Genomic DNA, 23,659 nt, shown 5'->3' with positions numbered 1-23,659 from the left:
CGAGTTCGCCTTTCACCTCAGGGGAACTCTCCACTTTTCCGGGGCAAGTCCAGTGCAGCGCTGATCGAGTCAGGTACGGGGGCGAAGGCTGCAAGGCGTAGAGGCAGTCGTCCAACGGTAACAGCGTGTGCCGGCGGAACGCCACAACCACTGCCTCCTCGGCTTCATTCAGGGTCGTTGAATGAGAGGCCTTCGGCCCGGTCTTCAAATCCTCGACTGTCGCCCTCTTGCGCCACTTCGCGACCGTTTTCGGGTTGATCCCGAGTTCCCGGCTCAGCGTCGCGAGCGAAGCCTGCGATCGCTGTATTGCTGCTCAGACGGCGTGCGTGGTCGTGGCGCACCCATGACGTACCTGTCCCATACGGCTTCATTCCATTCCAACGAAAGGATCGCACCATCAAACCATGGGATCAAACATGTAGTGGCGGATCGGTCTATGACCCCTGACCGGCATTCGGAGCGGGTGCCTGGATGGCAGCGGCTGCGGCAAGAACAAACAAAGCGGAAGCCATTGGCAACTCCGTCAAAAGGCACGGCAATCAGATGACGGCCTCTGCCAAAAACCCGGCGATACACGACGGCATAATAATGACCCCTTTCTTCAAATTCCACAATATGAAATCAGAATAGAATATTTGAACTTGATCTTTGGCCGGATAGGTACGATAAATTCGTCTGACATCGCATCGATGGTCGTGCGCAACCGCCGCACCGACAGTCTGAATAGCGAGGGGGAGGATAAGATATGGCGCGAAACGTAGCCGGGCTGATGAAACGGCATCTCGGTGTATCGTCGATGGCGATCGCCATGACGCTGGTGGCCGCGCCGGTGGCGGCGCAATCGACGCCGGGCGACCAGTCGACCACGCAACAGACCGTGCCGATCAACGAAGAGACGCCAGCCGCCACCCAGCAGCCTGCGGACGCGGACCAGCCTGACATCGTCGTGACCGGCTTCCGCGCGTCGCTCAGCAGCGCCCTCAACCTGAAGCGCAACGAAACTGCGGCGGTCGACAGCATCGTCGCGGAGGATCTCGGCAAGTTTCCCGATTCGAACCTTGCCGAATCGATGCAGCGCATCCCCGGTATCGCGCTGGCCCGCGGCGACGGCGGCGAAGGCCGCAACATCTCGGTCCGCGGCCTCGGCGCCGCCTTCACGCGTGTCCGCATCAATGGCCTGGAGGGCACCTCGCAGACGGGCGGATCGGATATCTACGGGGCCGGCAACAACGGCCGCTCGTTCGACTTCAACGTTTTCCCTACCGAAATCTTTTCGGCGCTGGCCGTGCGCAAGACGCCGTCCGCCGATCTGGAAGAGGGGTCACTGGGCGCGACCGTCGACCTGTCGGCTCCCAAGCCGATGGCGCAGCGGCAGGAGTTCGTATTGAGTGCGACGGCACGCGGCGTTTATAGCGAGCTTGCCAAGAAGATGGACCCGCGAGCGTCGCTGCTGGTGTCCAAGAAGTTCGGTGACAGCGGCTTCGGCGTGCTGGGCTCGATCGCGTATCAAAAGCGGCATCTGCGTGAGGTCGGCTATTCCGCGGTCGATATCCTGCCCAGCGAAATCAATGGCGGTTTCTGTTCGCCGGTCGGCGTAACGCCGCTGAACCCCGCTCTGAACGCGGCCAAGGGCACCACGGCCGCGAATTGCTCGACGAACAATCCGCGCACGGGCAGCGTCGCGGCCTACAACACCATTCAGGCTCTGCGCCGGACCAATTCGTCAGGTACGCAATTGGGCGCAGGCACCGGCGCCTTCTTTCCCCGCCTGCCGCGTTACCTGAATTCCGAACAGAAGCAGGAGCGGATCGGCGGAACCGCCACGTTCCAGTACAGCCCGGACGGCAACACCGACATTTCCCTCGATCTGCTCTACTCACGGTTCCACGTTACGCGGCGCGACAACTACATTGCGATGGTGTCGTTCGCACGCTCTGCCGGCAATAACGGCCAGCCTATGACGTCGGTGCGCGATGCTCAGTTCGATCAAAACGGGTCGCTGGTATATGGCCTGTTTGACGGCGTCGATGTTCGCTCTGAAGGACTGGTCGATGATTTCGTATCGACGTTCAAACAAGCCAACATCAATCTGAAGCGCCGACTGACCGACAAGCTGGAACTGACGATGCTGGTCGGCCTCAACCAGTCGGTGTGGGACGGGCGCAAGCGTCTCCAGACGTTCATGGACGTGATCGACGCCGACGGGGTCTCGATCGATTTCCGCAACAATGGCAGCACCCCGTTGCTGGGCTTCGGGTTCGACGTCGCCAATCCCGCCAACTACAATTATAGTCCGACCCAGGCAGACGGCACGGTACTCGGAGGGTTCAGCTTTCAAGGGCGGCCTCAGAAGAACACCACCGACAATTTCACCGGTGAGGTCAATCTGTCATGGGATGTCGCGCCCAGCCTGACCGTGAAGGCAGGCGGTCAGTATCGCGAAAGTAATTTCGTCTCGACCGCGCTTCGGGCGTTCAATGCCGATCTGGTCGTGCGGTCGCTGCCGGCAGGGACCACCCTGTCCGGTATCACCACCCAGATCACCGACGTGGGAAATCTCTGGGGCAATGGCGCGCCCAATGCGTGGGCTGCGATTGATCCGGACAAATGGGCAGACGCCTTCGGTTTCGATCAGGTTCGCTATTGCGGGGTAGAGTGCGGTGGCGGGCGCTCGGTCGTCAAGGAATCGGTCAAGGGCGCTTATCTCATGGGCGTCTTCAACCTGGCGGACACTGTCGGGTTCGGCATACGCGGCGACGCCGGGGTGCGCTATGTACGCACCGATGTCAGCACCTCGGGCGTCAATGCCATCGCGCCGCCGGCCGGCACGACGTCGCCGACCAACCTGATCGGGCAATACACCAACGTCCTGAACACCTATGAAGACTGGCTGCCCTCGGCTAATCTGGTGGTGGAGCCTTTCGACAATCTCCTGCTGCGCTTCTCCGGCGCCAAGGTTCTGTCCCGCCCGGAACTGGGTCAACTGGCGCCCGTCACCTCGGTCAATGCGATCAGCCGCAACGGTAGCCGCTCCAGTCCGCTGCTCGACCCGATCCGGGCGAACACGTTCGATGCGGCAATCGAATGGTATTTCCGCCCTGGGTCCCTGCTGTCGGCCGCCTTCTTCTACAAAGACATCAAAAGCTTCATCCAGAACGTCAACAGCCTGATCCCGTTCAACGAACTTGGCCTTCCGAACGCGTTGCTCGACAATACCGCGACCCGCCCGGACGAACTGTTCAACATCTCGCAGCCGTTCAACACGCCTGGCGGACCCTTGAAGGGTATCGAGCTGAATGCGCAGATACCGTTCGATTTCGTAGGTGGATTCATCGGGAAATTCGGTGTTCTGGCGAACTACACGCATGTCACGTCGCGGATCAATTACATCCTCGCCAGCGCGAACGGCGTGCCGACAGTGACGACCACGGCCGATCTGGTTGGCCTCTCGCGCAACACGGCGTCAGGTACCCTGTATTACGAGGATAGCCGCTTCTCGATCCGCGGCACCGCGAACTGGCGGGACCGTTTCATCCGCGGCATCCCTGCCTCGACCGGTAGCGATCTGCTCGGTAACGCCCCGACGCTGTATGTCGACGCTTCCGCCTCGTACAACATCACCGACAGCGTCAAGCTGATCCTGGAAGCGACAAACCTGACCGACGAGCAGAACCGCCTCTATGTCGATAGTGTCCGCCAGGATACGCTGTTCGAAACGCGGATCGGGCGTACCGTCAACGTGGGGGTGAACGTCCAGTTCTGATAGTTGCGCAATGCGCCAATTTGCGGCAATTAACGGGATATCATTCCGTGATAGCGAGGCCGTAGCCTCTAGGTCGTTCAACAACAGTCACGGGTTTTCACCAAACGGTAACCGCTTTAGCAGTTACCGGGTCCCGGTGGGGTTTCGATCCTTTCGAGCAAGCCAGCATGATCATGGAGATGTTTCCGTCACCTGTACGGAACGGCAGTTTGGTCTTGTTCATGGCGCTCGCATAGTTGGCATTGGCACGAATGCCGCGGCGGTACGAGCCCATCTACTCCGGAACGTCGTGGATTGATCAACGTGGCCTGCCGGTCAGCGCACATCACCGTGCGTGATCGCCGGGGCGTGAGCATGATCCCGTCGACGGCGGGCAGGTATTTGAAAAATCCCGTCACCGACGTAACGTTTGGCATGCCTCCGTTGCTGCGGGGGACCTACATTGTCAGCGCCGTGGTTGGGCGACGGCTGGTACTGGTTAAATAAGAAGGGCGAGAGGTTTGGCAGTGTTGGTCATGCCATATCGTTCGAGCAGGTCGACGTACGCAAATAAGCTCGGTCTTTCGGCCGCATGCATCCTGCAGGCGGATAAAACCTACCCCTGTGTCAAGCGACCTCGCCTGCGGCCCGATCCCTCTTTGGCCTTGGCGGTTCAGTGCCGCAGGAGGCGTCGTATACTACCTCATGCTTGGTTCGGTTTTGATCTGCGCTCCCTCGACTAGGCCATTCATTTAGGCCACTGGCGCATCCCGAAGCGCAGTGGCCGCTTAACTTCCGGGGAGAGGTTCAGTCTGGAAGATAATATATGCGGTCCATTGGCACCCATTTGACGCTCGCATCAGCGAACGGCAGCCGTTGCTGAAACTCATCCATTCGCTTCTCCCAATCCTGCACGGCGGGATCGGCAGCATCGGCCACGGCGCGGGCGATCGGGTCGAACTCCTCCCCGGGCCACAGAAGCAAGACGAGGCGGTTGCCGCACAGGAATATCTCCATGGCATCAATCCCTGCCGCACGGATCGAGCGCGTGACGGTAGGAGGAACGGCACCCGGCGCATGCCAGGCTCGATAGCGTTCGATCAGGACGGGATCGTCATGGAGATCGAGTGCATACACCAGCGGCCGCTGCACTTTCACCATGTCGCGATCGCCTTCAACACCGAACCCTGCCCGGCGATCAGTTGAGGGAAGTACTCGGCAGCCTCGACCAACGGAAAGCTCTGGGTATGCATCGCCGCGGTGGGGATGAGCCCGGCCCGGATGCTCGCGATGACGTGCCGAAAATCGGCCGACGTGGCGTTCCGCGACCCCATCAGCGTCGTTTCGCGTTTATGGAATTCCGGATCCGAGAAGGCGATCTGCGCCTTGACGATGCTGACCAGCACATAGGTGCCGCCATGCGCCACGTAGCCGAAGCCCGCTTCGATGGCCCGTGCGCTGCCGGTCGCATCGAACACCACGTCGAAGAATTCGCCGTCCGTCCGGCTGGCCAGAACGCAGGCTATGACATCGTCCACCAACACCGTGTCGGCGATACCTGTCAGCCTGCGGGCTTGGTCCAGGCGATCCGCGTCGGTATCAGCGAGCGTCACGCGCGCGCCATCCTGCCGGGCGAACAGCGCCGTGGCCACACCGATCGGACCTGCTCCGACGACGAGTATCCTGGCATCTGCTATCACGCCAGCGCGGCGGACCGCATGGGCGCCGATCGCCAGGAACTCCACCATCGCAGCTTGGTCCAGCGACAGGTCCTGCACTGGAACGACGGCCGCGCGCGGTACGGAGAGGTACTCGGCCATGCCGCCGTCGCGGTGGACGCCCAGCACCTGAAGGTGCGTGCAGCAGTTGGGCTTTCCCCGTCGACAGGCGATGCATTCATCGCACGCGAGATAGGGAAGGATGGTGATTACGTCGCCCGGTGCCAGATCGGCGTCGGCGTCCGCCTCCTCAACCGTTGCGGCCAGTTCGTGGCCCATGACGCGCGGGTAGTCGAGATAGGGCTGGTTCCCACCGAAAATGTGGTAGTCGGTGCCGCATATCCCCACCCGGCGGATGCGAACGAGGACTTCGCCCGGACCACGCAGCGGGATGGGGCGCTCATGGACGGCCAGATGGAGCGGCCGTTCGCACACGATGGTCTTCATGGCGTATGTCCTCAATGCGCAGTCGTCTGGTCGATGGGCAGACCTGCATCCCGCGACCGCAAGGCGAAAATCAAAACGACCACGAATGACAGGGCTGGCAGGAGTATCGCCGCATTTATCCCTCTCAGGTCCGACAGGACGCCCATGCCACCGGTCAGAACGGCGCCACCGATGATCGCCATGATGATGAGCGAGGCGCCAGCCCGACGCAGCGATCCCAACCCGTCCATGCCCAGTGCGAAGATCGTCGGAAACTGGATGGACATGAAGAAGCTGGCGGCGACCAGGGCATACAGGCCGGGCTTGCCGCCGATCAGGCCGGCGATGGTCGCAAGCACCAGGCTGACGACCGCGAATCCCGCGAGGAGCCGGGGCGGGGATATCATCCCCATCATCGCGGTACCTGCGAAGCGGCCGATGCCGAACAGCACAAGGCTGACGAACAGATAGTCGGCCGCGGCGCGCTCGCTCAGACCGGGTACGTTGGTCTGTGCATACCGGATCGTGTAGCTCCAGATGCCCACCTGAGCGCCGACGTAGAAGAACTGGGCGACGGCTGCGAAAAGCAGGTGGGGACGTCGGAACACCTCGGTGAAGCGCGGCGTGCCACCGCCCTCTTCGTCATCGGCCTGTCGATCGGGAAAGCGGATGGCCATCGCCGCGACGGCGAATGCCAGCACGACAAGCCCGATGACGAGATAGGGGGTCTGGACCGCCATGATCTCGCTCCGGTAGAACGCGGTGCGCCGTGCCGGTGCCATCGCCGCCAGGGTTGCGTCGTCATGCGCCACGTCGGACAGGATGAGGTACTTGCCGATCAGCACGCCGGCCACCGTCCCAACCGGATTTGCAGCCTGCGCCCAGTTCAAACGCCGGGCCGCCGACCGGGGGTCTCCCAGCTCCGTCATGAGGGGATTGGCGGACGTCTCGAGGAAGGCGAGGCCGCAGGCAATGACAAACAATGCGGCGAGGAAATAGTGATACTGACCGAAATGCGCGGCCGGATAGAACAGCAGTGCTCCGAACGCATAGAGGACGAGACCGATCACGATCGCGGCCTTGTAGCCCTTGGCACGCCCAACCAGCGCGGCCGGCACCGCCAACGCGAAATAACCGAGGTAGAAAGCCTGCTGCACGAAGCTGGTCTGAAAATCGGAGAGTATGAACGCCTTCTTGAAATGGGCGATCAAGATGTCATTGAGGTTGTTGGCCATCCCCCAGAGAAAGAACAGCGAGACCGTGAGGATCATCGCGGGCAGATACTGCCGATTTGTCGTTGCGGGCATTGTCAGCTATCCTTGCGATATCAATCAAGCGCGCGATCGAGGTGCGTGTAGCCACCATCGACGAAATGCCACTGGCCCGTGACGTGGCTGGCTCGGGCAGACAGGAGGAACGCTACCGTATCAGCGATCTCCTCCGGCTCGGTCATTCGCTGCCCTAGGGGAATGCGTCGCTCGATGGCGGCACGCCGGGCCGCCGGATCTTCGGACTGCGCCAGCCATGCTCCATAGGCCTGCGTCGCCACTTCCGCCGGCACGACCGCATTCACCCGGATACCGTCTTTGCGGAGCGATACCGCCCACTCGCGGGTCAATGCCAGCAGGGCCCCCTTGGATGCGGTGTAGCCACTGGTGTCCCCCTGTCCGGTGACGGCAGTCTTCGATGCGATGTTGACGATCGCACCGCTGGCGCGTCGCAGGGCCGGTAGCAGGTGATGGGTCATGGCGTACGCGTGGACCAGATTCCGTTCTAGCGAGGCCCGGAAGGCATCGACTCCTGCATCCAATCCGACGCCGTCGTTCACGCCGGCGTTGTTGACCAGCCCGTGTACTGAGCCATGGCGCGCCATCACCGACGCTGCGGCGCCACGGCATAGTGCATCGTCGGTCAGCTCGGCCTGAAAGAAGGAGGCATCTGGTTGCCGCACCTGCAGGGCGGCGAACCAGTCTGGTGCCGGAGCGTCGCGCGCGACGATGGCAGGAATGGCGCCTTCGCCGGCCAATGCCATCGACACAGCCGCCCCGATGCCCGTCGCACCCCCAGTCACGACGACGACGGCGCGATCCAGTTCGAGATTCATGGCGTACGCCCCATCAGATCTTCCAATCTACATCCTCTCGGCGTGGCCGCACCGATTTCTGATCGGTCAAGCCGGCATCGCTCGTCGTCTTTGTACACAGACTAAAGCTAAGTCATCAGATAGGTCAAGCGGATCTCCAAATGCGCTGGCGACCCGTTCGGATCATGGTAGACATCGCAAAATGAGCAACATAATCGATCATGGCCTCAAGGCGCGTGATACGGGGCGGAAGGCGGTCAAGTCGCAGTCCATCCGACAGGATGGCCAGCCTAGTGGTGGGGCGGTCAAGCTGTACCGGCATGTAATAGATACGCTGCAGCAGGAGATCGCGTCAGGCGTCTTCGAGGCAGGCACCCGGCTGCCATCCGAACGGATGCTCGTCGACCGCTTTGCGGTCAGCCGTCTCACCATCCGCGAAGCACTCATCGGCATGGAGATACTGGGCCTGATCGAGGCGCGGCAAGGTTCCGGGTTCTTCGTAACCGATACCGTAGATCGCCCACAGGCCAATCCGGACACGCTGGATATCGGTGCGTTCGAGCTAACCGAGGCGCGACGCATCGTGGAAGTGCAGGCGGCAGCATTGGCGGCGCTGGCGGCCACCGACGACGAAATCGCGACGATGCGCCAGATCCTAGAGCAGATGGACGTCGAGAACCACGGCGCACGTCAGGACGAATGGTCGGCGGATCGGCAATTTCATCTGATGATAGCCAAGGCCACTCAGAACAGTGCCGTTGCGTTGATGGTCGAGACGTTGTGGGACGTCCGCACACGCTCCCCCCTGTGCCATGCCATGCTGCAACGCATCACGGCCGCGGGCGAGAAGCCGAGAATGACGGATCATCGTCAGATACTGGATGCCATCGAAGATCGGGATCCAGAACGCGCACGGAGAGCGATGCTGAAGCATCTCGACCGCGTGCTGGCCAACCTCATAACCTTCACCGAGAGCGACGCGCTTGCACAGGTTGCAGCGGAGAACACGCGAAAGCGTGAAGCGGCAAAGCGGCGGCTCAAACTCTGAGAAGCCTCATTGATCAGATCACTATCATGATTTGTCCAACAAGAAGCCTTGACTCATCAGACCAATCCCGTCAGTTTTCCTCGTAGCGGACCATAAGCCGCATGGAGGAGAGAGATCGTGGCGAAGGCTGTCAAATTCCGAGCGGGGCGCTTTTTGGGAGCCTCCATCCTCCTTGCGACCAGTGGCTGGCATGCTGTGGCGACCGCACAGACCGCACAGACCGCACAGACCGCACAGACCGCTCCAGCTACTCCGGCATCCGTCGAACAGGAGGCTGCCGTGACGCCTCAGGATGCGGCGGGATCGGAAGAGATAGTCGTGACCGGATTCCGGCGCTCACTGCAGCTTGCGAACGAACAGAAGCGCAGCGCAGACGTCGTCAGCGACGGCATTTCGGCCGAGGACATCGGCAAGTTCCCCGATCAGAACCTGGCAGAGTCGCTGCAGCGGATCACGGGTGTCCAGATCACGCGCGACCGGGGCGAGGGTTCGTCGGTCAGCATTCGTGGTCTCGCGCCGGATTTCGCTAGGACGCAGTACAATGGCCGTACGCTCGGCAGCGGCGGCAGTCGGTCGTTCGACTTCACCTCCCTCTCGGCGGAGTTCGTCAGCGCGGTCGAAGTGGCGAAGTCACCGTCGGCGGACATGATCGAGGGGGGGCTGGCCGGCACGATCAACATCAGGACCGCGCATCCGCTCGACATCGGCCAGACCGCGTTCAACGGCACGGTGGAGGGCGTGTACGAGGACAATCCGAAGAAGCTGACCCCACGGGTCGCCGGCCTCGCCAACTACGTCAATGCCTCCAAGACCTTCGGCATCAATCTGGGTGTGGCCTACGAGGAGCGCAAATATCTCTCGTTGTCATACCAGGGGTATGGTGCGGAGACGGGCGTGGAAGCCCAGCGCAATCCGAACATCGACTACAACCGCGACGGTGATTTCGGCGACACCTACACCTTCAATCACGCTCAGGCGTATCAGGCGTATCCCGGCGCCCGCAAGCGGTTGTCGATCATTGGTACGGTGCAGTACAAACCCACCGACGACATCAACGTGTACGCCGACTATTTCCATTCCGACTTCCGCAACAGGAACCGCTGGTACGAGAACGCGACTCGCTTCACCAACATCGCGCCAGCACTGCCCGGGCAGCCCTTCGGTGTGACGGCCAGCACGATCGACACCGGCATCGTGCCGCAGCTCCTGCCGGGCTCACAGGGCTTTCTGACGTCGGTCAGCGCCGTCGGCCTCGATCATCGCGCGTCGACGTTCAGTCAGAACAGTCGCAAGATCGTGAATTCCTATGCTGCCGGCTTCGACATCACCGACGACCGGATGAAGGTCAGCGGACAAGGAAGCTACTACAAGGCGACCACCGATTCCCTCAACAACGGTTTCACGACGATATCGCGGGCGATCGGCACGATCACGCATCCCGATGGGCTCGGCAGCCCTCCTCTCGTCACTTACGGCGGGGGGTACGATCCGCTGGACCCGTCCACGTTCAACCTACTGTCGCAGGACTTCTTCGGTGGGCGGAATGCGGATCGCAACTACGAGGGCCGGCTGGACGCCGAGTACAGCGTCGGCGACGGGTTCCTGAAGTCGATCAAGGGCGGTCTCTACTATGGCGACCGGCGCAACACGGCCGTCGATGTCCGCTCCAGCGCCAACGCGGCCACGCTGGCGCGCCTTTCGGGCGGCAAGTTGACCTTCGTCCCCAATGCCGAGGGGGCGAGCGGCGCGGTGCGAGCGACTGGCATACTCACGCCGATATCGTTCAAGACCAGTATCCCGAACTATCCCGCCAGCTATCTGGTGACCGATCTCGACGCATATTACTCGATTATCCCCTATTCGACGGTAATCGGGGCGGCTCCCCCGACCGTAGCGGCGGGCAGCGGATATGACGTGAGCGAACGCACGATGGCGGCCTATGTCCAAGCCAATTTCGGTTCGACCGACGGACGGCTTGGCGGCAATCTGGGCGTCAGGTTCGTGAACACGCAGACCGGTTCGAACGGTCTGTCGCCTGACCTGAACGGCCTGATCATCGAACCCGGTGGCGTGTTCACGACGGTGCCGACGGGCGTGCCGACCACGGTGAAGGGGGACTACCACTACTTTCTTCCGAGCTTCAACCTGAAGTATGAACTGGCCGACGATCTGATCGTGCGAGGCGCCCTTGCCCGCGTGCTCGGCCGTCCCGGACTCGGCAGCCTGTCGGCAGGCACCACCGTGGATGCGAATGTGCGCACCATCAATTCCGGCAATCCGTCGTTGCAGCCCTATCTGTCCGATCAGGCGGATCTATCGCTGGAATACTATCTGCCCAAGCAAGGTCTGTTGTCGGTCGCCGTCTTCTACAAGCACCTGACGAACTACATCATCAACGGCCAGGTGACGCAGACGCTGACGGCGCAACTGCGCGGGGGCGGCACGCAGACGATCGTCTTCCGCCGCAACCAGCCGCTCAACCTCTCGTCGGCGAATATCAAGGGTGCCGAGGTCGCCGCCCAGATTCCGCTAGCTTACATTGGCGGAGCATTTGACGGCTTCGGTATGTTCGGCAGCTTCACCTATATTGATCCGCCGCAGATCCCCCAGTTCCAGGGCGGGCCAAACATTCCTCTGAACGACGTCTCAAAATACAACTACAATGTGGGTGGGTATTTTGAGAAATACGGTATCGGCATTCGTGGCAGCTACACCTATCGCAGTCGCTACTCGGGAGGTGACGGCAATTACTTCGGCGATGGTGCGTTCACCCCGGCATACGGGCAGCTCGATGCTTCGGCCAGCTATCAGCTCACCCCCGCGATATCGCTAAGCGCCGACGTCACGAATTTGCTGGATGCCGAGCAGCAGACCAAGAACAACTTTGGATTGACCCGCATCTATTCTCAGATCGGCCGGAGGATCACGGCCGGTGTGCATTTCCGGCTCTGACGGTAGCCGCCCGTCCGGCGGTCGGCCGTGCGGGGCAAGGGCCATCCATATGAACGACGAGGACGAGTGATGACGATGAATCGACGTGACGCACTGTCCGCCATCGGTCTGGCGGGGGGATTGACTGGTGTCGCCGGAGCCCTGCCCATGCCTGCGCTGGCGCAGAAAAGAGCAGGCGCATTCACCCCGGATTGGCCGTCGCTCGTCGAGGGGTACCGTGCGCCCGACTGGTTCCGTGATGCCAAGTTCGGAATGTGGGCGCACTGGAGCGCTCAGTGCGTGCCGGAGGAAGGCGACTGGTATGCCCGCGAAATGTACCTGCAGGGATCACGCGCCAACAAGGCGCACATCGCCAAGTACGGACATCCCGCCGACGTCGGCTTCATGGAGATCGTGGGGAAGTGGAAGGGCGAGCGGTGGGATCCGGCTCGTCTGCTGGACCTCTACAAGAAGGCGGGAGCCCAGTACTTCGTCGCGCTGGCCAATCATCACGACAACGTCGACACCTATGCCTCCAGCCATAATCCGTGGAACACGACTCGGATCGGTCCCCGCAAGGACATCATCGGCACCTGGGCCAAGCTGGCGCGGGAGCGGGGATTGCGCTTCGGCGTCTCCAACCACAGTGCCCATGCCTGGCATTGGTATCAGACGGCCTATGGCTACGACCCGGAGGGACCGCGCGCCGGTGAGCGGTACGACGCGTACCGTCTGACGAAGGGTGATGGCCGGGGTAAATGGTGGGATGGTCTCGACCCGCAGTCGTTGTACACCGGCCGCACGATCCCGTTGCCGGATGGCATCCGAACGATTGCGGAGGCGAACGCGGTTCATGAGCGGACCGATCGGATATGGACCGAATGGGCACCGCCGGCGGCAGCCGCCTTCGTCCGTAACTGGGCGCTCCGCTGTCACGAACTGATCGACAAGTATCGCCCGGACCTGATCTACCTCGATAATTTCGACCTCCCGTTCCAGCAGGTTGGGCTCGAGATGGCTGCTCACTACTACAACGCCAGCCGGTCATGGAATAACGGTCGGCTGGAAGCGGTTCTGAACGTCAAGACGGTGCCCGCGGAACGCCGCATGGGGCTGGTCGAGGATGTCGAGCGGGGGGGCAAGTCCTACATCGAGACCTATCCGTGGCAGACCGATACCTGCATCGGCAACTGGCACTACGATCGTGCCCTGTACGAGCGGGACGGTTACAAGAGCGCCGCTACGGTCCTCCACACACTGTGCGACGTTGTCTCCAAGAACGGCAACCTCCTCCTCAGCATCCCGGTCCGTGGCGACGGATCGATCGACGAGAAGGAGGAGCGCATCGTCGAAGAGATCGCCGCATGGATGCAGCAATATGGTTCGGCCATCTACGGCACCCGTCCCTGGCGGCTGCACGGTGGAGGTCCCACGCGGCCGGCGTCCGGGATGTTCGCCGAAGGCGGGCCGAAATCGCCCTACACGCCGCAGGACATCCGCTATGTCCGCAGGAACGGCGCGGTACACGCACTGGTCATGGGCTGGCCTGACGATGGCAAGGTCCGGTTGACGCATCTCGGCACCGGCACGCCGATCGGCCGGGGGGAAGTTAGTCGGGTCACCCTTCCGGGGGACTCCGGACCGTTGCGCTTTCGGCGGACCGCGCAGGCGCTGGAGATCGATCTTCCAGCCGCGCGTCGCAATCCGATCGGAGTTGCGCTGGTGATCAACGGCAGTGGCCTGACGGATGGCAGTCTCGCCGATCTGGTGTGATCGCGCTAGCTCACTTCAGGTTCCGTAAGTTATCAGATGGCATCGGCTATCCCATCTGATATCGGTGACTGGCATGGAATAAGCCGCGGTGTCGGTGGAATCGAGGAGGCGAGATGAGGGTTGAGGGCAAGACGGCGATCGTGACGGCAGCAGGCCAGGGCATCGGGCGAGCGACCGCGCAACGACTTCGCGATGAAGGCGCCCGCGTGTGGGCTCTGGACAGGGACGCCGATGCCTTGGCGACGATCGACGGTGTCGAGCGCATCATCGTTGACCTGACGGATCGTTCCGCAATCGCCGCTCTGCCGGATCGCATCGGTCCCATCGATGTCCTGGCCAACGTCGCAGGCTTCGTCGGAGCGGGCGACGTTCTCGAATGCAGCGACGCGGACTGGATGCTTTCATTCGACCTGAACGTCCATGCCATGCACTGGATGATGCGCGCCTTCATTCCGGGGATGCTGGCCGGCAAGGGAGGAGCGATCGTGAACATGAGTTCGATAGCCTCCAGCGTGAAGGGCATCCCCAATCGTTATGCCTATGGTGCATCGAAGGCGGCCGTGGTCGGCCTGACCAAGGCGGTGGCGGCCGACTTTGCAGGACGTGGCATCCGTTGCAACTGCGTGTGCCCCGGCACTATCGAGACGCCAAGTCTTCAGCAGCGGGTGGTGGAGCAGGCTGGTACCCAAGGCGTATCAGTCGAGGCGGCCCAGCAAGCGTTCGTCGCGCGTCAGCCGATGGGCCGGCTGGGGCGCGCGGAAGAGATTGCCGCCCTTTTTCTCTATCTCGCGAGTGACGAGGCCCGGTTCACCACCGGCGCGGTCCACGTCATCGATGGCGGCTGGGTCAACTGATGACTACGATCACCGGACTGCGCACGATCGATCTGCGCTTCCCGACGAGCACCGCGCTTGACGGATCGGATGCGATGAATCCTGATCCGGACTACTCGGCTGCGTACGTCATTCTCGATACCAACGTTGCAGAACTCTCAGGTCATGGACTGACCTTCACGATCGGCCGGGGCAACGACATCTGCGTCGCCGCCATCGAGGCGATGCGCCATCTGGTGATCGGACTGGACCTGGATTGGATCATCGAGGACCCCGGGCGCATGTGGCGTCATCTGACCGGTGACAGCCAACTGCGATGGATCGGTCCTGACAAGGGTGCCATCCATCTGGCGACCGGCGCGGTCGTAAACGCGATCTGGGATCTGTGGGCGAAGGCAGCCGGCAAGCCGGTCTGGCGGCTGGTCGCGGACATGACCCCAGAGGAACTCATCCGGGCGATCGACTTTCGCTACCTGACTGATGCCATCACTCCCGAACAGGGCCTAGTGCTCCTGACGGCTCGAGCGGCCGGCAAGAGCGACCGCATCGATGCGCTGATGGCGGACGGATATCCCTGCTACACCACGTCGGCCGGTTGGCTCGGCTACTCGGACCAGAAGTTGCGACGTCTGGCTCAGGCCGCGGTGGATGCGGGGTTCGATCACATCAAGCTGAAGGTCGGCAGGGACCTCGACGACGACATCCGGCGCGTCCGGATCGCACGCGAGGTACTGGGCCCCGACCGCAAGCTTATGATCGATGCCAATCAGGTTTGGGAAGTGGATCAGGCCATTGCCTGGGTCAATGCGTTGGCGTTCGCAGATCCCTGGTTCATCGAGGAACCGACCAGCCCCGACGATGTGATGGGGCACGCCGCCATCCGTCGTGGGATCGGCAACGTACGTATTGCCACCGGTGAGATGTGTCAGAACCGCATTATGTTCAAACAGTTCATGGCGGCCGGTGCGGTGGACATTGTCCAGATAGATGCCTGTCGATTGGGCGGCGTCAACGAAGTACTAGCCGTCCTTTTGCTGGCGGCTCGATATGATCTGCCAGTATGTCCGCATGCGGGCGGCGTAGGACTCTGCGAATATGTTCAGCATCTCTCGATGATAGATTATCTTTGTTTTTCCGGAACCACCGAGGGGCGGGTGATCGAATACGTCGATCATCTGCACGAGCATTTCGTGGACCCATGCGTCATCAGCGACGCTGCTTACATGCCGCCATCACGGCCTGGTTACTCTATTGAGGTGAAACCCGAGACCCTCATGGCTTATCGCTTTGGTAGTTGAGTGACCATCCGGGCAGACAAGGCGTCTAAGGCAGCGGGACCCGTCGATATGCCCACGGCTTCTTTTGTTTAATTAGGAGGCGGCTCGAGCCGCCGATGCCCTGATGCACATAATCCACACCGACTATAGCCAATACACTTGTCATGTGGTGATTGACCGGACCAGGCCATGACCGTCATGGTCGAGGAGCGGCTGATGGTGTGTGATGCCCATGTGCATCTGTGGTCGATCGTCTCGCCATTTCACCAATGGCCGGATGCAGAAACACCCACGATCCACCGGGATTTCGGAAGGGTTGAATTTGCCGCCCTGTCGCCACCTTTGACCAAGGCGATACTGGTACAGGCGCAGCCGGACTGCCGCGAAACTGATTGGCTGCTTGAAATCGCTGTGCACGAAAAGCGCATCGCCGGGGTCGTCGGTTGGGCGGCGCTGGACGCAGCAGACGCTCCGGCGGTCATCGCGAACCTAGCCGTGCGACCAAAACTCGTCGGGTTGCGTCCCATGTTGCAGGATATGCATGACTCTTGTTGGATATTGAGACCCGAGCTTGACGCTGGGATCAATGCGATGATGACGCATGGCCTGCGGTTCGATGCTCTCGTCCGGCCAAGACACCTGCCAGCCATATTGAAATTGGCACGACGTTGGCCTGATATGCCGATCGTGATTGACCACGCTGGCAAACCTGACTTTTCCAGAGAGGGCTTCTGTCGCTGGCGGGACGACATGTCGGCTTTGGCAGAGATGTCGAACGTTTCGTGTAAGCTCTCCGGACTGCTTACCGAGTTACCGGCGGGAGGCGTGCCATCACTTATGGAATCACATATCAGACACGTATTAGACGTATTTATTGATAGGGTGATGTGGGGAAGTGACTGGCCGGTATTACTGCTTAGTGGGTGGAGCTACGATGAATGGCTTAGCTACGCTATAACAGTGATACGCAAAATATCCGCACGCCAGTTAGATAGCATATTTTATGAAAGTTCAACAAAATTCTATGGTAGATAATGGTTATTTTAACTCTAATATAGAGTTTGTGGTTTTTGTCAAGATATATTGCTAGTTTTAATTATCCAAATGATGCTAATTTTAACGGATAAGTAATTTGGAATGTCTCTTCGCGTTGCCTTAATGCGAGACGCGAGAAAGGCTGGATGCTTACCGCGAATTATGCAGGCGCTGCCGCTGCAACCCTTCACTGTTCCCCATAACCACTTGCTTGAACAAGGCGCTTCGTCCAGCCAGCAGGCTGATGCTATTTCAGCGGTGGCCAACATGTAAAGTCGGCAACGTTCGGTGAGGGCAGCTGATCGAGCCGGCGCTGGGTCTGGGGTGGATGGCCAAAACTGCGCAGGAATGCGCATCGCATGCGCTCTGCATCTGCGAACCCGACGAGTCGCGCGATGGTACCGACAGGATCATTGCTGTCGCGGAGGCGTATGCGAGCAGCTTCGCAGCGCAACCGTTCGACCGCGCGCGCCGGGGTTTCCCCGGTCTCCTTTCGGAATAGGCGGGCAAATTGGCGAACGCTCAGGCAAGCGGCATTGGCGAGCCGATCGATCGGCAACGGTTCCGCAAGATGGTCGCGTGCATGGGTTAACGCCCTGCGGATGCGATCGGTCTGCGGCTCCATCTGCGAAATAGCGGCATACTGCGATTGTCCGCCCGGTCGCCGGTGATAGACCACAAGTTCGTGGGAAACAGCTTTGGCCACTTCTGCGCCATGATCGACCTCAATTCGCGCCAGCATGAGGTCAATACCGGCGGTCATGCCAGCCGACGTCCAGATCGCGCCATCGTTGATGAAGATCCGGTCTGCATCGACCATCACCTTTGGGTATAAGTCCCGCAATCTCTGCGCGAACTGCCAGTGGGTTGTCGCCCGTTTTCCGTCTAGGTAGCCCGCAGCGGCCAGCAGAAATGCCCCGGTGCAGATGCTCGCGATGCTTGAGGCTCCGCCCGATGCCAGCCGGAATCCTGCGATGTTGTCGACTTCGGCCATCGGCTCGATACGGCCGCCAACCACAACGATCGTCTCGGCTGCGAACGATCCTGCCAGGTTCGTCGTCAGTCCTAATCCTGCGTCACCTAGGACCATACCTCCGCGATTGGAGACGAGTTTGATCCGGTAGTGTTCGAATCCGAGCAGGCGGTTTGCCGCGGTCAGAGCCGCCGTTGGCCCAGCCAAATCCAATAGTTGAAAGCCTTCGCAAAGATAGAAGGCGAACGACGCTGACATGGCACTCCCTCCTCAGTTTAGGCAAATTCCATCTTAGGCGGGCTGCAACCGAACGCTTCAGCAAAATCGGCTCATGGCCGAAATCAAGGGATTAATGCCCTACAGCTGCGGACAGGGGGAGGCGTAGAGCATAGAAGACCATGACCCAGCCATTGCCAGGGACCCATCCATGAAAATCACCTCTTATGATGGCATGCTTGCCGCTTTGGCGCCCGAGGGTGTCGCTCCATTCCATGTTGGCATCCTTGTCGGACCCGGCTTTGTACCGATGGACATCGTTGGTATTCAGACAGTGCTGGCTATGATGCCCGGCTCGCAAATTCACTTTATATGGAAAAACCGCGATGTGGTGGAAGGCTTCCGGTCGTGGCCGACGGTGCCAACCACCACGTTCGAGACATGCCCGCCGCTGGACGTTTTCGCAGTAGGCATGAACCCGCCCGAAGTTCAGAACGATCCGGAGGTCGTCGCCTTTACCTGGAAGGCGGCACACAGCGCGCGCTACGTGATCGGTATCTGTAACGGTGTCGCGCTGCTGGGGTTGGCCGGGCTGATCGAAGGGCGAACAGTGGCCAGCAACTTTGCAGCGGAAGAGTTGCTGGCGGAACTAGGTGCCGCCCAGGTACTCACCTCCGGTACCGGAGTCGCCGTCGACGGAAATCTGTACACGGCCGGCCCGGGCATCGGAAGTTTCGAGGCGGCGCTGCTGGTCGCGGCGGACGCTTTCGGACGTGAGGCTGGCGAGTTGGCGGAGTTCGCGATCGAATATGATCCGCATCCACCATTTCGCACCGGCACGGTTGAGACTGCCTCACCCCAATTGGTGGAAGCCGGCCGGGGCATGATTGGCCCCATCATCGCCCAGTACAGGCGTTGATCTAACATGCTCGTTCAGGCGGGGAATTGCACAACGCACCTGCCACCCAGGGATACGGAGATTCCATGCGCACGTTCCTGCTTTCGGCCATTCTTGGTTTCGCCGCACCCCTGCCGCAGCCCGTCAACGCGCAGAACGCCAGCTTCTTCGACTGTCAGAACGAGCGTCTTCGGATCACGATTGCGCCGATGAGGCTCGACAAGGCACTTGCCCAGTTCACCAACATCACCCGCTGCCCGGTCTCCATCGATACGGATCGGGTGAAGGGCCGTCCCACTCGGAACATGAAGACCGCGTTGATCAAAGGGCATCTGACACCTAGGCAGGCATTAGTGCGAATGTTGCGAGGTACGCCCCTGAAAAGCGCGCCCATCCATGGTGGCTTTTCGGTGAGCAAGTAGCAATGGTTGGCGTCCCATCTGGCGGCACGGCAACGTTCGCAATGCCGGTGGTCGAACGGAACATCACGCGTTTTTCACTTACGTTGCGTCTGCTCCACTGGATCCGTGCCATGCTAGTCATCGAGACGCTGGTTGCGGGCTGGGTGATGACCATCCTCGACGATGCGGAACCGTGGAAATACGGGGCTCTCTATCCAACTCACAAATCATTCGGGCTGTTGATTTTTGGCGTGGTCGTCGTCCAGGTTGCGATCCGCTTGGGGACCAGACTGCCGCCTTCCGCCCCGGCTATCTCTCGTTGGGAAAGGAACCTGTCAAAGCTGGTTCACGCCATGATGTACGTTTTGCTCATGGCGGTTCCCTTGATGGGATATGCCATGTCGAGCAGCTACAATCGGAGTGACGGCATCACCCTCTTCGGCATCCCGGTTGTCGAACTCCTGCCCAAAGACGATGCGCGCTTCGCGGTGTTCCGGTCGACGCACAAGATCATGGCCTACACCCTGCTGGCTATGATCGTCCTGCACATTGCGGGCGTGGTGAAGCACCGGTATTTCGACAGATGCCCCGGCAGTGACGTCCTGCCACGGATGCTATAAGATCTGTCGCGTTGGGAGAATGCTGATCTTTCGGCATTCTCCCCATAACCATTCACCTTGCCCGTCAGATCGGGACACGCTCTCCATCGGCCGGGATGAGCAGGCGTTGCGCGAACCCTTCCTTCTTAGCGAAAGCAGCGAGGTCGGCGCGACTAAGGACGCAGTGGTTGATGGCTTCCATGTGCGTTGCGATCAATTGCGCCGCGGGGGCGGCGCGGTGCACGGACAGTACGCCCTGAGGACCCATCAGGATCGGGCCCAGATCAATCAACTGCGCATAGCCTGCGTTGATGACGATCACCTCCGGCCGATACGTCGCGATCGCCTGCGCGACTTCCGAGTTCCAAACGGTGTCGCCGACTATGTAGACCGATTTGTGCGCGACATGACGGAACAGCACGCCCATTACCGGGTCGAGGATCGGGACGGCTCGTACAAGCTCTCCGCTGCCGTGATGTCCCCCCGTCCGTGAGAGCTGGACTCCCTTGAACCGCGAATTTGCGGTCAGGATTCTTACGTCTGTGAATCCTTGGCCGCGAATCGTGGTGGCGTCGTCCATGTTCTGGACGAAAATCGGCATCGCCTTGGGCAGCATCTTCTGCGCAGCCTCGTCCCAGTGGTCGAGATGGGTGTGGGTCACGATCACCGCGTCCGCCGCGGCCAGGTCAGCGATCGATACCGGCAGCGGCACCAGCGGGTTGCGCAGATGGCTCATCGCCGATCCGGGGAAGCCGGGATATGCTCCCCGCTCGGCAAACATCGGGTCGATCAGGAACCGAACGCCCGCATAGTCTAAGAGGGTTGTGGCATTGCGGACCTGTGTAAACGCATTTGCCGAGCCGACGGCAGGCATCGCGGCGGCGTTGAGCGAGGCCGCCATCCCAAGGATGGCGGCACCAGCGCTGGCCGTCAGTAGCCGACGACGCGAAAGACTGGGCAATGTATCGGATGACATGACAGTTCTTCCGCTTCAGGCGGGCAACAGGTCGGCGGTGGACACCACCGAGCCGTAGGCGAAGGCGAGCGCAGCCATAAACGCCGCATGGACCTGCGATGCAGGCACATCGACGCCGGCGTGCGACAATGCCATCGTCGCACACGCATCGCCGACCACCGTCACGCCGTAGCCGAAATCAAACGCAGCGCGCGCGGTCGCGTCGATGCACATATGACTCATCGCGCCGACGATCACGACATTCTCGACGCCAGCCTCGTCCAGCAGCGCTTTTAGTCCAGTGTCTCGGAACGAGTTCGGATAATGCTTTGTCATCACCGTCTCACCGTCGATGGGCACAACGGCTTCAATGATACGGGTACCATTCGTCCCGATCGCAAACGGCGCGTCGTTAGAATCTGGGGTTTCATGTCGGAAATGTACGACCGTATCCCCGGCGCCGCGCGCTGAGGCGATCACGCGCTTCGCGTTCACGACAGCCTGATTCAAATTTTCCAGCGGCAGCTTACCGCCAGCTTCATATTCATTCTGTAGATCGACAACGATCAATGCCCGCTTCGTCATTCCTGCCTCCATGTTGAATGAGCACTGTTTATCAGCCGACGGCCCACCAAATCAGTGGCAGTAGTGACAAATTCCGGGTCTATTACGACATGTTTGAGATTGCCATTCTGATGTATGATGGGGCCCAGCAGGCGGCAGTGCTAGGCATGACTGATCTGCTGGTCGCCGCCGATCGCGCCGCCCAAGCGATGCCAGGCGATGCGGGCTCACCTGCGCTGGTCGTGAGCCACTGGGCTTCGGTAGGCCGGGGAGGAGAACTTGCGCGGGTTCACGCATCGGAGCCTTGCACCGTGACGCCTTCGATCTGCATCTTGCCCCCCGCGCTTGGCGGACCGCTTGATGAAGTGGATCCGAGGGTGACGCGCTGGCTGCTGGACCGGCATGCCGCTGGCGCAGTACTGGCGTCGATCTGCTCCGGGGCCTTCGTGCTAGGCGCAACGGGGCTTTTTGACGATCGGACTGTCACAACCCACTGGGCGTACGAGGATCGCCTTCGCAGCCGATTTCCTCGGACAACCGTTCATACCGACCGGATCATTATCGACGACGGTGACCTCATCACCGCCGGCGGGGTGATGGCGTGGACTGATCTGTGTCTGATGATCATCCAGAGGTTCCTGGGTCATGCGATAATGATGGAGGTCGCGAGCGGTTTCCTGATCGATCCGCCGGGGCGGGAACAGAGTTACTACAGTGGGTTTACTCCACATTTCGGGCACAGGGACGACGCGATCTCAAAATCACAGCATTTCCTGCACGATACCGAGGGCAAGATCATAGAAGTCTCGACCCTGGCCGCCAAGGCCGGCCTAGAAGACCGAACGTTCCTCCGACGCTTCCAAAAAGCAACCGGCCACACCACCACAGAATACTGGCAGCGGCTGCGAATATTCAACGCCAAAGCTAAGCTGCGTGACACTGGGCTTTCCATCGATCAGGTCGGGTGGGAGGTCGGCTACACCGATCCAAGCGCCTTCCGGAAGGTCTTCCATCGCATCGTTGGCCTGTCCCCGTCCGATTACCGGCGACGGTTCTCGGCGAGGGGGACGATCATGGTTTGATTGCAAATCGGGTCACTTGATCTTGCCGGGGTATTCCATGAACAGAGCAACGTTGCGTGCGGCTTTCGGGCCATAGGTCTTTGCGATGTCAGTCAGCGCGATATCGAGGGCGCGTGTTGCCTCATGCGCCTCGAGCGGGGCTAGCATACGGCTGACGTTCGCAGCGCCGGTAACCATGTCAGGCAGTACGATGAGGCCGTGAGCCAGCCGCACTGGTGCCTTGCTCGACGCGATGGCGTAGCCAAAGGTATTACCCGTCCGGCTATAGGCCTCCGCTGTCAGCGCGAGTGCGATCTCGTCGTCGCCGGCCTTGACCGGAATACCTAGCGTGACGTCTGGTCGTGCATCGCGGGCAGGCATGTTTGCATTGCCTGGGTCCGACTGGAATGCATCGCTGTTGTGCCTCGAGTTCCAGTTATCGATGCCCACGTCGCGAGCAACCTGAGCGGCCTTGGCCGGACCTGCGATCGCCTCGACCAATGCGATCGACGTCGGCATCGATGCGCTGACCCCGGCGCTGGAAGCGACCTTGCCGTCGGCGACGTAGCGGATGTTCTTCTGCCACTTTACCTTGGGAAAGCGCTTCGCCCGGAACCCTTCATTGCTGTAATGGGACGTGGCCCGGTGGCCATCGAACAGGCCGGTATTGGCAACCGCCATTGCGCCGTAGCAGATGCTGATGACCGTGCAGCCCTTGGCGGCCTGCGCCTTGATCCAGCCCAGTAGCTCAGGATCGCTGTCATTCTCGACCGCTGGCACGAAGATGTAGTCGGCACCCTCGGGATGTCGCTTGTCGAACTCGTCGACTGTGGCTTGGAGCTGGAAGGTGAGCGGCTGCATCTTCACAGGGCCGGGCTTGATGGAAACCGACATGACATCGGCGACGCCGGAGCGTGCCATCACACCGAACGGGATGCAGAAATCACTGATGATCGTGCCCTCGTTCAGGCCGACGATCGCAACGAGAGGCTTGGTGCGGCCGAAGCGCGCCTGATAAGGTGGGATCTTCTCCACCCTGGCATTTTTCGAAGCGTCGAAAACGTCGGATATTGTCTCTGCCTGCCCGGCGCCAGCTCTGCTACCCAGTGCCATCCCGCCAAGCGTT

Annotated in this window: 19 protein-coding genes and 1 pseudogene; 11 read left to right on the top strand and 9 right to left on the bottom strand. The window is 60.8% G+C overall.

What is annotated here, in order from left to right; all coding sequences use genetic code 11:
* Positions 1–307: pseudogene (locus tag IFT82_RS19520) on the bottom strand (IS481 family transposase); the annotation flags it as partial.
* 438 nt (positions 308–745) lie between these two features.
* Between IFT82_RS19520 and IFT82_RS19515 the strand changes: the two are divergent.
* Positions 746–3,763, top strand: a complete 3,018-nt coding sequence (locus IFT82_RS19515) for a TonB-dependent receptor (protein WP_244647007.1) — start codon at positions 746–748, stop codon at positions 3,761–3,763.
* A gap of 786 nt (positions 3,764–4,549) precedes the next feature.
* On the opposite strand, the gene IFT82_RS19510 is transcribed toward IFT82_RS19515, so the two are convergent.
* The 4 genes from IFT82_RS19510 to IFT82_RS19495 are packed head-to-tail and all read right to left on the bottom strand — an operon-like array spanning position 4,550 to position 7,990.
* On the bottom strand, positions 4,550–4,903 hold the full coding sequence (locus IFT82_RS19510; RefSeq protein WP_192129800.1) for an L-rhamnose mutarotase: 354 nt from the start codon (positions 4,901–4,903) through the stop codon (positions 4,550–4,552).
* Positions 4,897–5,907, bottom strand: coding sequence for a zinc-binding alcohol dehydrogenase family protein (locus tag IFT82_RS19505; protein ID WP_192129799.1), 1,011 nt, complete (start codon positions 5,905–5,907; stop codon positions 4,897–4,899). Before IFT82_RS19505 ends, IFT82_RS19510 begins: the two co-directional genes overlap by 7 nt.
* Positions 5,908–5,918: 11 nt before the next feature.
* Entirely contained in the window at positions 5,919–7,157 is a 1,239-nt protein-coding gene (fucP, locus tag IFT82_RS19500) for an L-fucose:H+ symporter permease (protein ID WP_199860599.1), read from the bottom strand.
* Positions 7,158–7,213: 56 nt separating this feature from the next.
* Positions 7,214–7,990 carry an SDR family oxidoreductase gene (locus IFT82_RS19495; protein WP_192129797.1) on the bottom strand — a complete coding sequence of 259 codons (777 nt, stop codon included), beginning with the start codon at positions 7,988–7,990 and terminating at the stop codon, positions 7,214–7,216.
* Between the two features lie 181 nt (positions 7,991–8,171).
* On the opposite strand from IFT82_RS19495, the gene IFT82_RS19490 reads away from it, so the two are divergent.
* The 6 genes from IFT82_RS19490 to IFT82_RS19465 all read left to right on the top strand — a co-directional run bounded on the left by IFT82_RS19490 (position 8,172) and on the right by IFT82_RS19465 (position 16,866).
* Positions 8,172–9,017, top strand: coding sequence for a FadR/GntR family transcriptional regulator (locus tag IFT82_RS19490; protein WP_192129796.1), 846 nt, complete (start codon positions 8,172–8,174; stop codon positions 9,015–9,017).
* 117 nt (positions 9,018–9,134) lie between these two features.
* Positions 9,135–11,969: a TonB-dependent receptor gene (locus IFT82_RS19485; RefSeq protein WP_192129795.1), complete on the top strand. Its 2,835-nt coding sequence runs from the start codon at positions 9,135–9,137 to the stop codon at positions 11,967–11,969.
* Positions 11,970–12,038: 69 nt separating this feature from the next.
* Positions 12,039–13,721, top strand: a complete 1,683-nt coding sequence (locus IFT82_RS19480; protein WP_192129794.1) for an alpha-L-fucosidase — start codon at positions 12,039–12,041, stop codon at positions 13,719–13,721.
* A 113-nt stretch (positions 13,722–13,834) separates the two neighbouring features.
* Positions 13,835–14,575 (top strand): SDR family oxidoreductase, encoded by a 741-nt coding sequence (locus tag IFT82_RS19475; RefSeq protein WP_192129793.1) that lies wholly within the window; start codon positions 13,835–13,837, stop codon positions 14,573–14,575.
* Positions 14,575–15,852 (top strand): L-fuconate dehydratase, encoded by a 1,278-nt coding sequence (locus IFT82_RS19470; RefSeq protein ID WP_192129792.1) that lies wholly within the window; start codon positions 14,575–14,577, stop codon positions 15,850–15,852. The genes IFT82_RS19475 and IFT82_RS19470 overlap by 1 nt, the downstream gene beginning before the upstream one ends.
* 168 nt (positions 15,853–16,020) lie before the next feature.
* Positions 16,021–16,866, top strand: coding sequence for an amidohydrolase family protein (locus IFT82_RS19465; protein ID WP_192129791.1), 846 nt, complete (start codon positions 16,021–16,023; stop codon positions 16,864–16,866).
* Between the two features lie 247 nt (positions 16,867–17,113).
* Here the strand turns inward: IFT82_RS19465 and IFT82_RS19460 are convergent, their stop codons facing one another.
* On the bottom strand, positions 17,114–18,097 hold the full coding sequence (locus IFT82_RS19460; RefSeq protein ID WP_192129790.1) for a GlxA family transcriptional regulator: 984 nt from the start codon (positions 18,095–18,097) through the stop codon (positions 17,114–17,116).
* Positions 18,098–18,266: 169 nt separating this feature from the next.
* On the opposite strand from IFT82_RS19460, the gene IFT82_RS19455 reads away from it, so the two are divergent.
* The 3 genes from IFT82_RS19455 to IFT82_RS19445 all read left to right on the top strand — a co-directional run bounded on the left by IFT82_RS19455 (position 18,267) and on the right by IFT82_RS19445 (position 19,974).
* The gene (locus tag IFT82_RS19455; protein ID WP_192129789.1) at positions 18,267–18,974 is read left to right on the top strand and encodes a DJ-1/PfpI family protein; all 708 of its coding nucleotides are present in this window, start codon (positions 18,267–18,269) and stop codon (positions 18,972–18,974) included.
* Positions 18,975–19,039: 65 nt separating this feature from the next.
* Positions 19,040–19,375 (top strand): STN domain-containing protein, encoded by a 336-nt coding sequence (locus tag IFT82_RS19450; protein ID WP_192129788.1) that lies wholly within the window; start codon positions 19,040–19,042, stop codon positions 19,373–19,375.
* A 41-nt stretch (positions 19,376–19,416) separates the two neighbouring features.
* Entirely contained in the window at positions 19,417–19,974 is a 558-nt protein-coding gene (locus IFT82_RS19445; protein WP_192129787.1) for a cytochrome b, read from the top strand.
* A 64-nt stretch (positions 19,975–20,038) separates the two neighbouring features.
* Here IFT82_RS19445 and IFT82_RS19440 read toward each other — a convergent pair whose 3' ends face one another.
* A complete protein-coding gene (locus IFT82_RS19440; protein ID WP_192129786.1) occupies positions 20,039–20,929 on the bottom strand; it encodes an MBL fold metallo-hydrolase in 891 nt (296 codons plus the stop codon).
* Positions 20,930–20,944: 15 nt separating this feature from the next.
* Positions 20,945–21,493, bottom strand: a complete 549-nt coding sequence (locus tag IFT82_RS19435; protein ID WP_192129785.1) for a cysteine hydrolase family protein — start codon at positions 21,491–21,493, stop codon at positions 20,945–20,947.
* Between the two features lie 17 nt (positions 21,494–21,510).
* On the opposite strand from IFT82_RS19435, the gene IFT82_RS19430 reads away from it, so the two are divergent.
* Positions 21,511–22,554: a GlxA family transcriptional regulator gene (locus tag IFT82_RS19430; RefSeq protein ID WP_192129784.1), complete on the top strand. Its 1,044-nt coding sequence runs from the start codon at positions 21,511–21,513 to the stop codon at positions 22,552–22,554.
* Between the two features lie 12 nt (positions 22,555–22,566).
* On the opposite strand, the gene IFT82_RS19425 is transcribed toward IFT82_RS19430, so the two are convergent.
* Positions 22,567–23,659, bottom strand: a 1,093-nt coding sequence (locus IFT82_RS19425) for a DJ-1/PfpI family protein (protein ID WP_207105848.1), incomplete at its 5' end; no start/stop codon positions are given.

The sequence above is a fragment of the Sphingomonas sp. CFBP 8760 genome, from assembly GCF_014841615.1.
In the GTDB taxonomy this organism is placed as follows: domain Bacteria; phylum Pseudomonadota; class Alphaproteobacteria; order Sphingomonadales; family Sphingomonadaceae; genus Sphingomonas.
This window is presented reverse-complemented; position numbering and strand designations above follow the sequence as displayed.

Excerpts from the sequence above, each read along its gene's own strand:
- IFT82_RS19515 (WP_244647007.1), top strand. The coding sequence starts at position 746 with ATGGCGCGAAACGTAGCCGGGCTGATGAAACGGCATCTCGGTGTATCG.
- IFT82_RS19510 (WP_192129800.1), bottom strand. The coding sequence starts at position 4,903 with ATGGTGAAAGTGCAGCGGCCGCTGGTGTATGCACTCGATCTCCATGAC.
- IFT82_RS19505 (WP_192129799.1), bottom strand. The coding sequence starts at position 5,907 with ATGAAGACCATCGTGTGCGAACGGCCGCTCCATCTGGCCGTCCATGAG.
- fucP (WP_199860599.1), bottom strand. The coding sequence starts at position 7,157 with ATGATCCTCACGGTCTCGCTGTTCTTTCTCTGGGGGATGGCCAACAAC.
- IFT82_RS19495 (WP_192129797.1), bottom strand. The coding sequence starts at position 7,990 with ATGAATCTCGAACTGGATCGCGCCGTCGTCGTCGTGACTGGGGGTGCG.
- IFT82_RS19490 (WP_192129796.1), top strand. The coding sequence starts at position 8,172 with ATGAGCAACATAATCGATCATGGCCTCAAGGCGCGTGATACGGGGCGG.
- IFT82_RS19480 (WP_192129794.1), top strand. The coding sequence starts at position 12,039 with ATGACGATGAATCGACGTGACGCACTGTCCGCCATCGGTCTGGCGGGG.
- IFT82_RS19475 (WP_192129793.1), top strand. The coding sequence starts at position 13,835 with ATGAGGGTTGAGGGCAAGACGGCGATCGTGACGGCAGCAGGCCAGGGC.
- IFT82_RS19470 (WP_192129792.1), top strand. The coding sequence starts at position 14,575 with ATGACTACGATCACCGGACTGCGCACGATCGATCTGCGCTTCCCGACG.
- IFT82_RS19465 (WP_192129791.1), top strand. The coding sequence starts at position 16,021 with ATGACCGTCATGGTCGAGGAGCGGCTGATGGTGTGTGATGCCCATGTG.
- IFT82_RS19460 (WP_192129790.1), bottom strand. The coding sequence starts at position 18,097 with ATGTCAGCGTCGTTCGCCTTCTATCTTTGCGAAGGCTTTCAACTATTG.
- IFT82_RS19455 (WP_192129789.1), top strand. The coding sequence starts at position 18,267 with ATGAAAATCACCTCTTATGATGGCATGCTTGCCGCTTTGGCGCCCGAG.
- IFT82_RS19450 (WP_192129788.1), top strand. The coding sequence starts at position 19,040 with ATGCGCACGTTCCTGCTTTCGGCCATTCTTGGTTTCGCCGCACCCCTG.
- IFT82_RS19445 (WP_192129787.1), top strand. The coding sequence starts at position 19,417 with ATGCCGGTGGTCGAACGGAACATCACGCGTTTTTCACTTACGTTGCGT.
- IFT82_RS19440 (WP_192129786.1), bottom strand. The coding sequence starts at position 20,929 with ATGTCATCCGATACATTGCCCAGTCTTTCGCGTCGTCGGCTACTGACG.
- IFT82_RS19435 (WP_192129785.1), bottom strand. The coding sequence starts at position 21,493 with ATGACGAAGCGGGCATTGATCGTTGTCGATCTACAGAATGAATATGAA.
- IFT82_RS19430 (WP_192129784.1), top strand. The coding sequence starts at position 21,511 with ATGAGCACTGTTTATCAGCCGACGGCCCACCAAATCAGTGGCAGTAGT.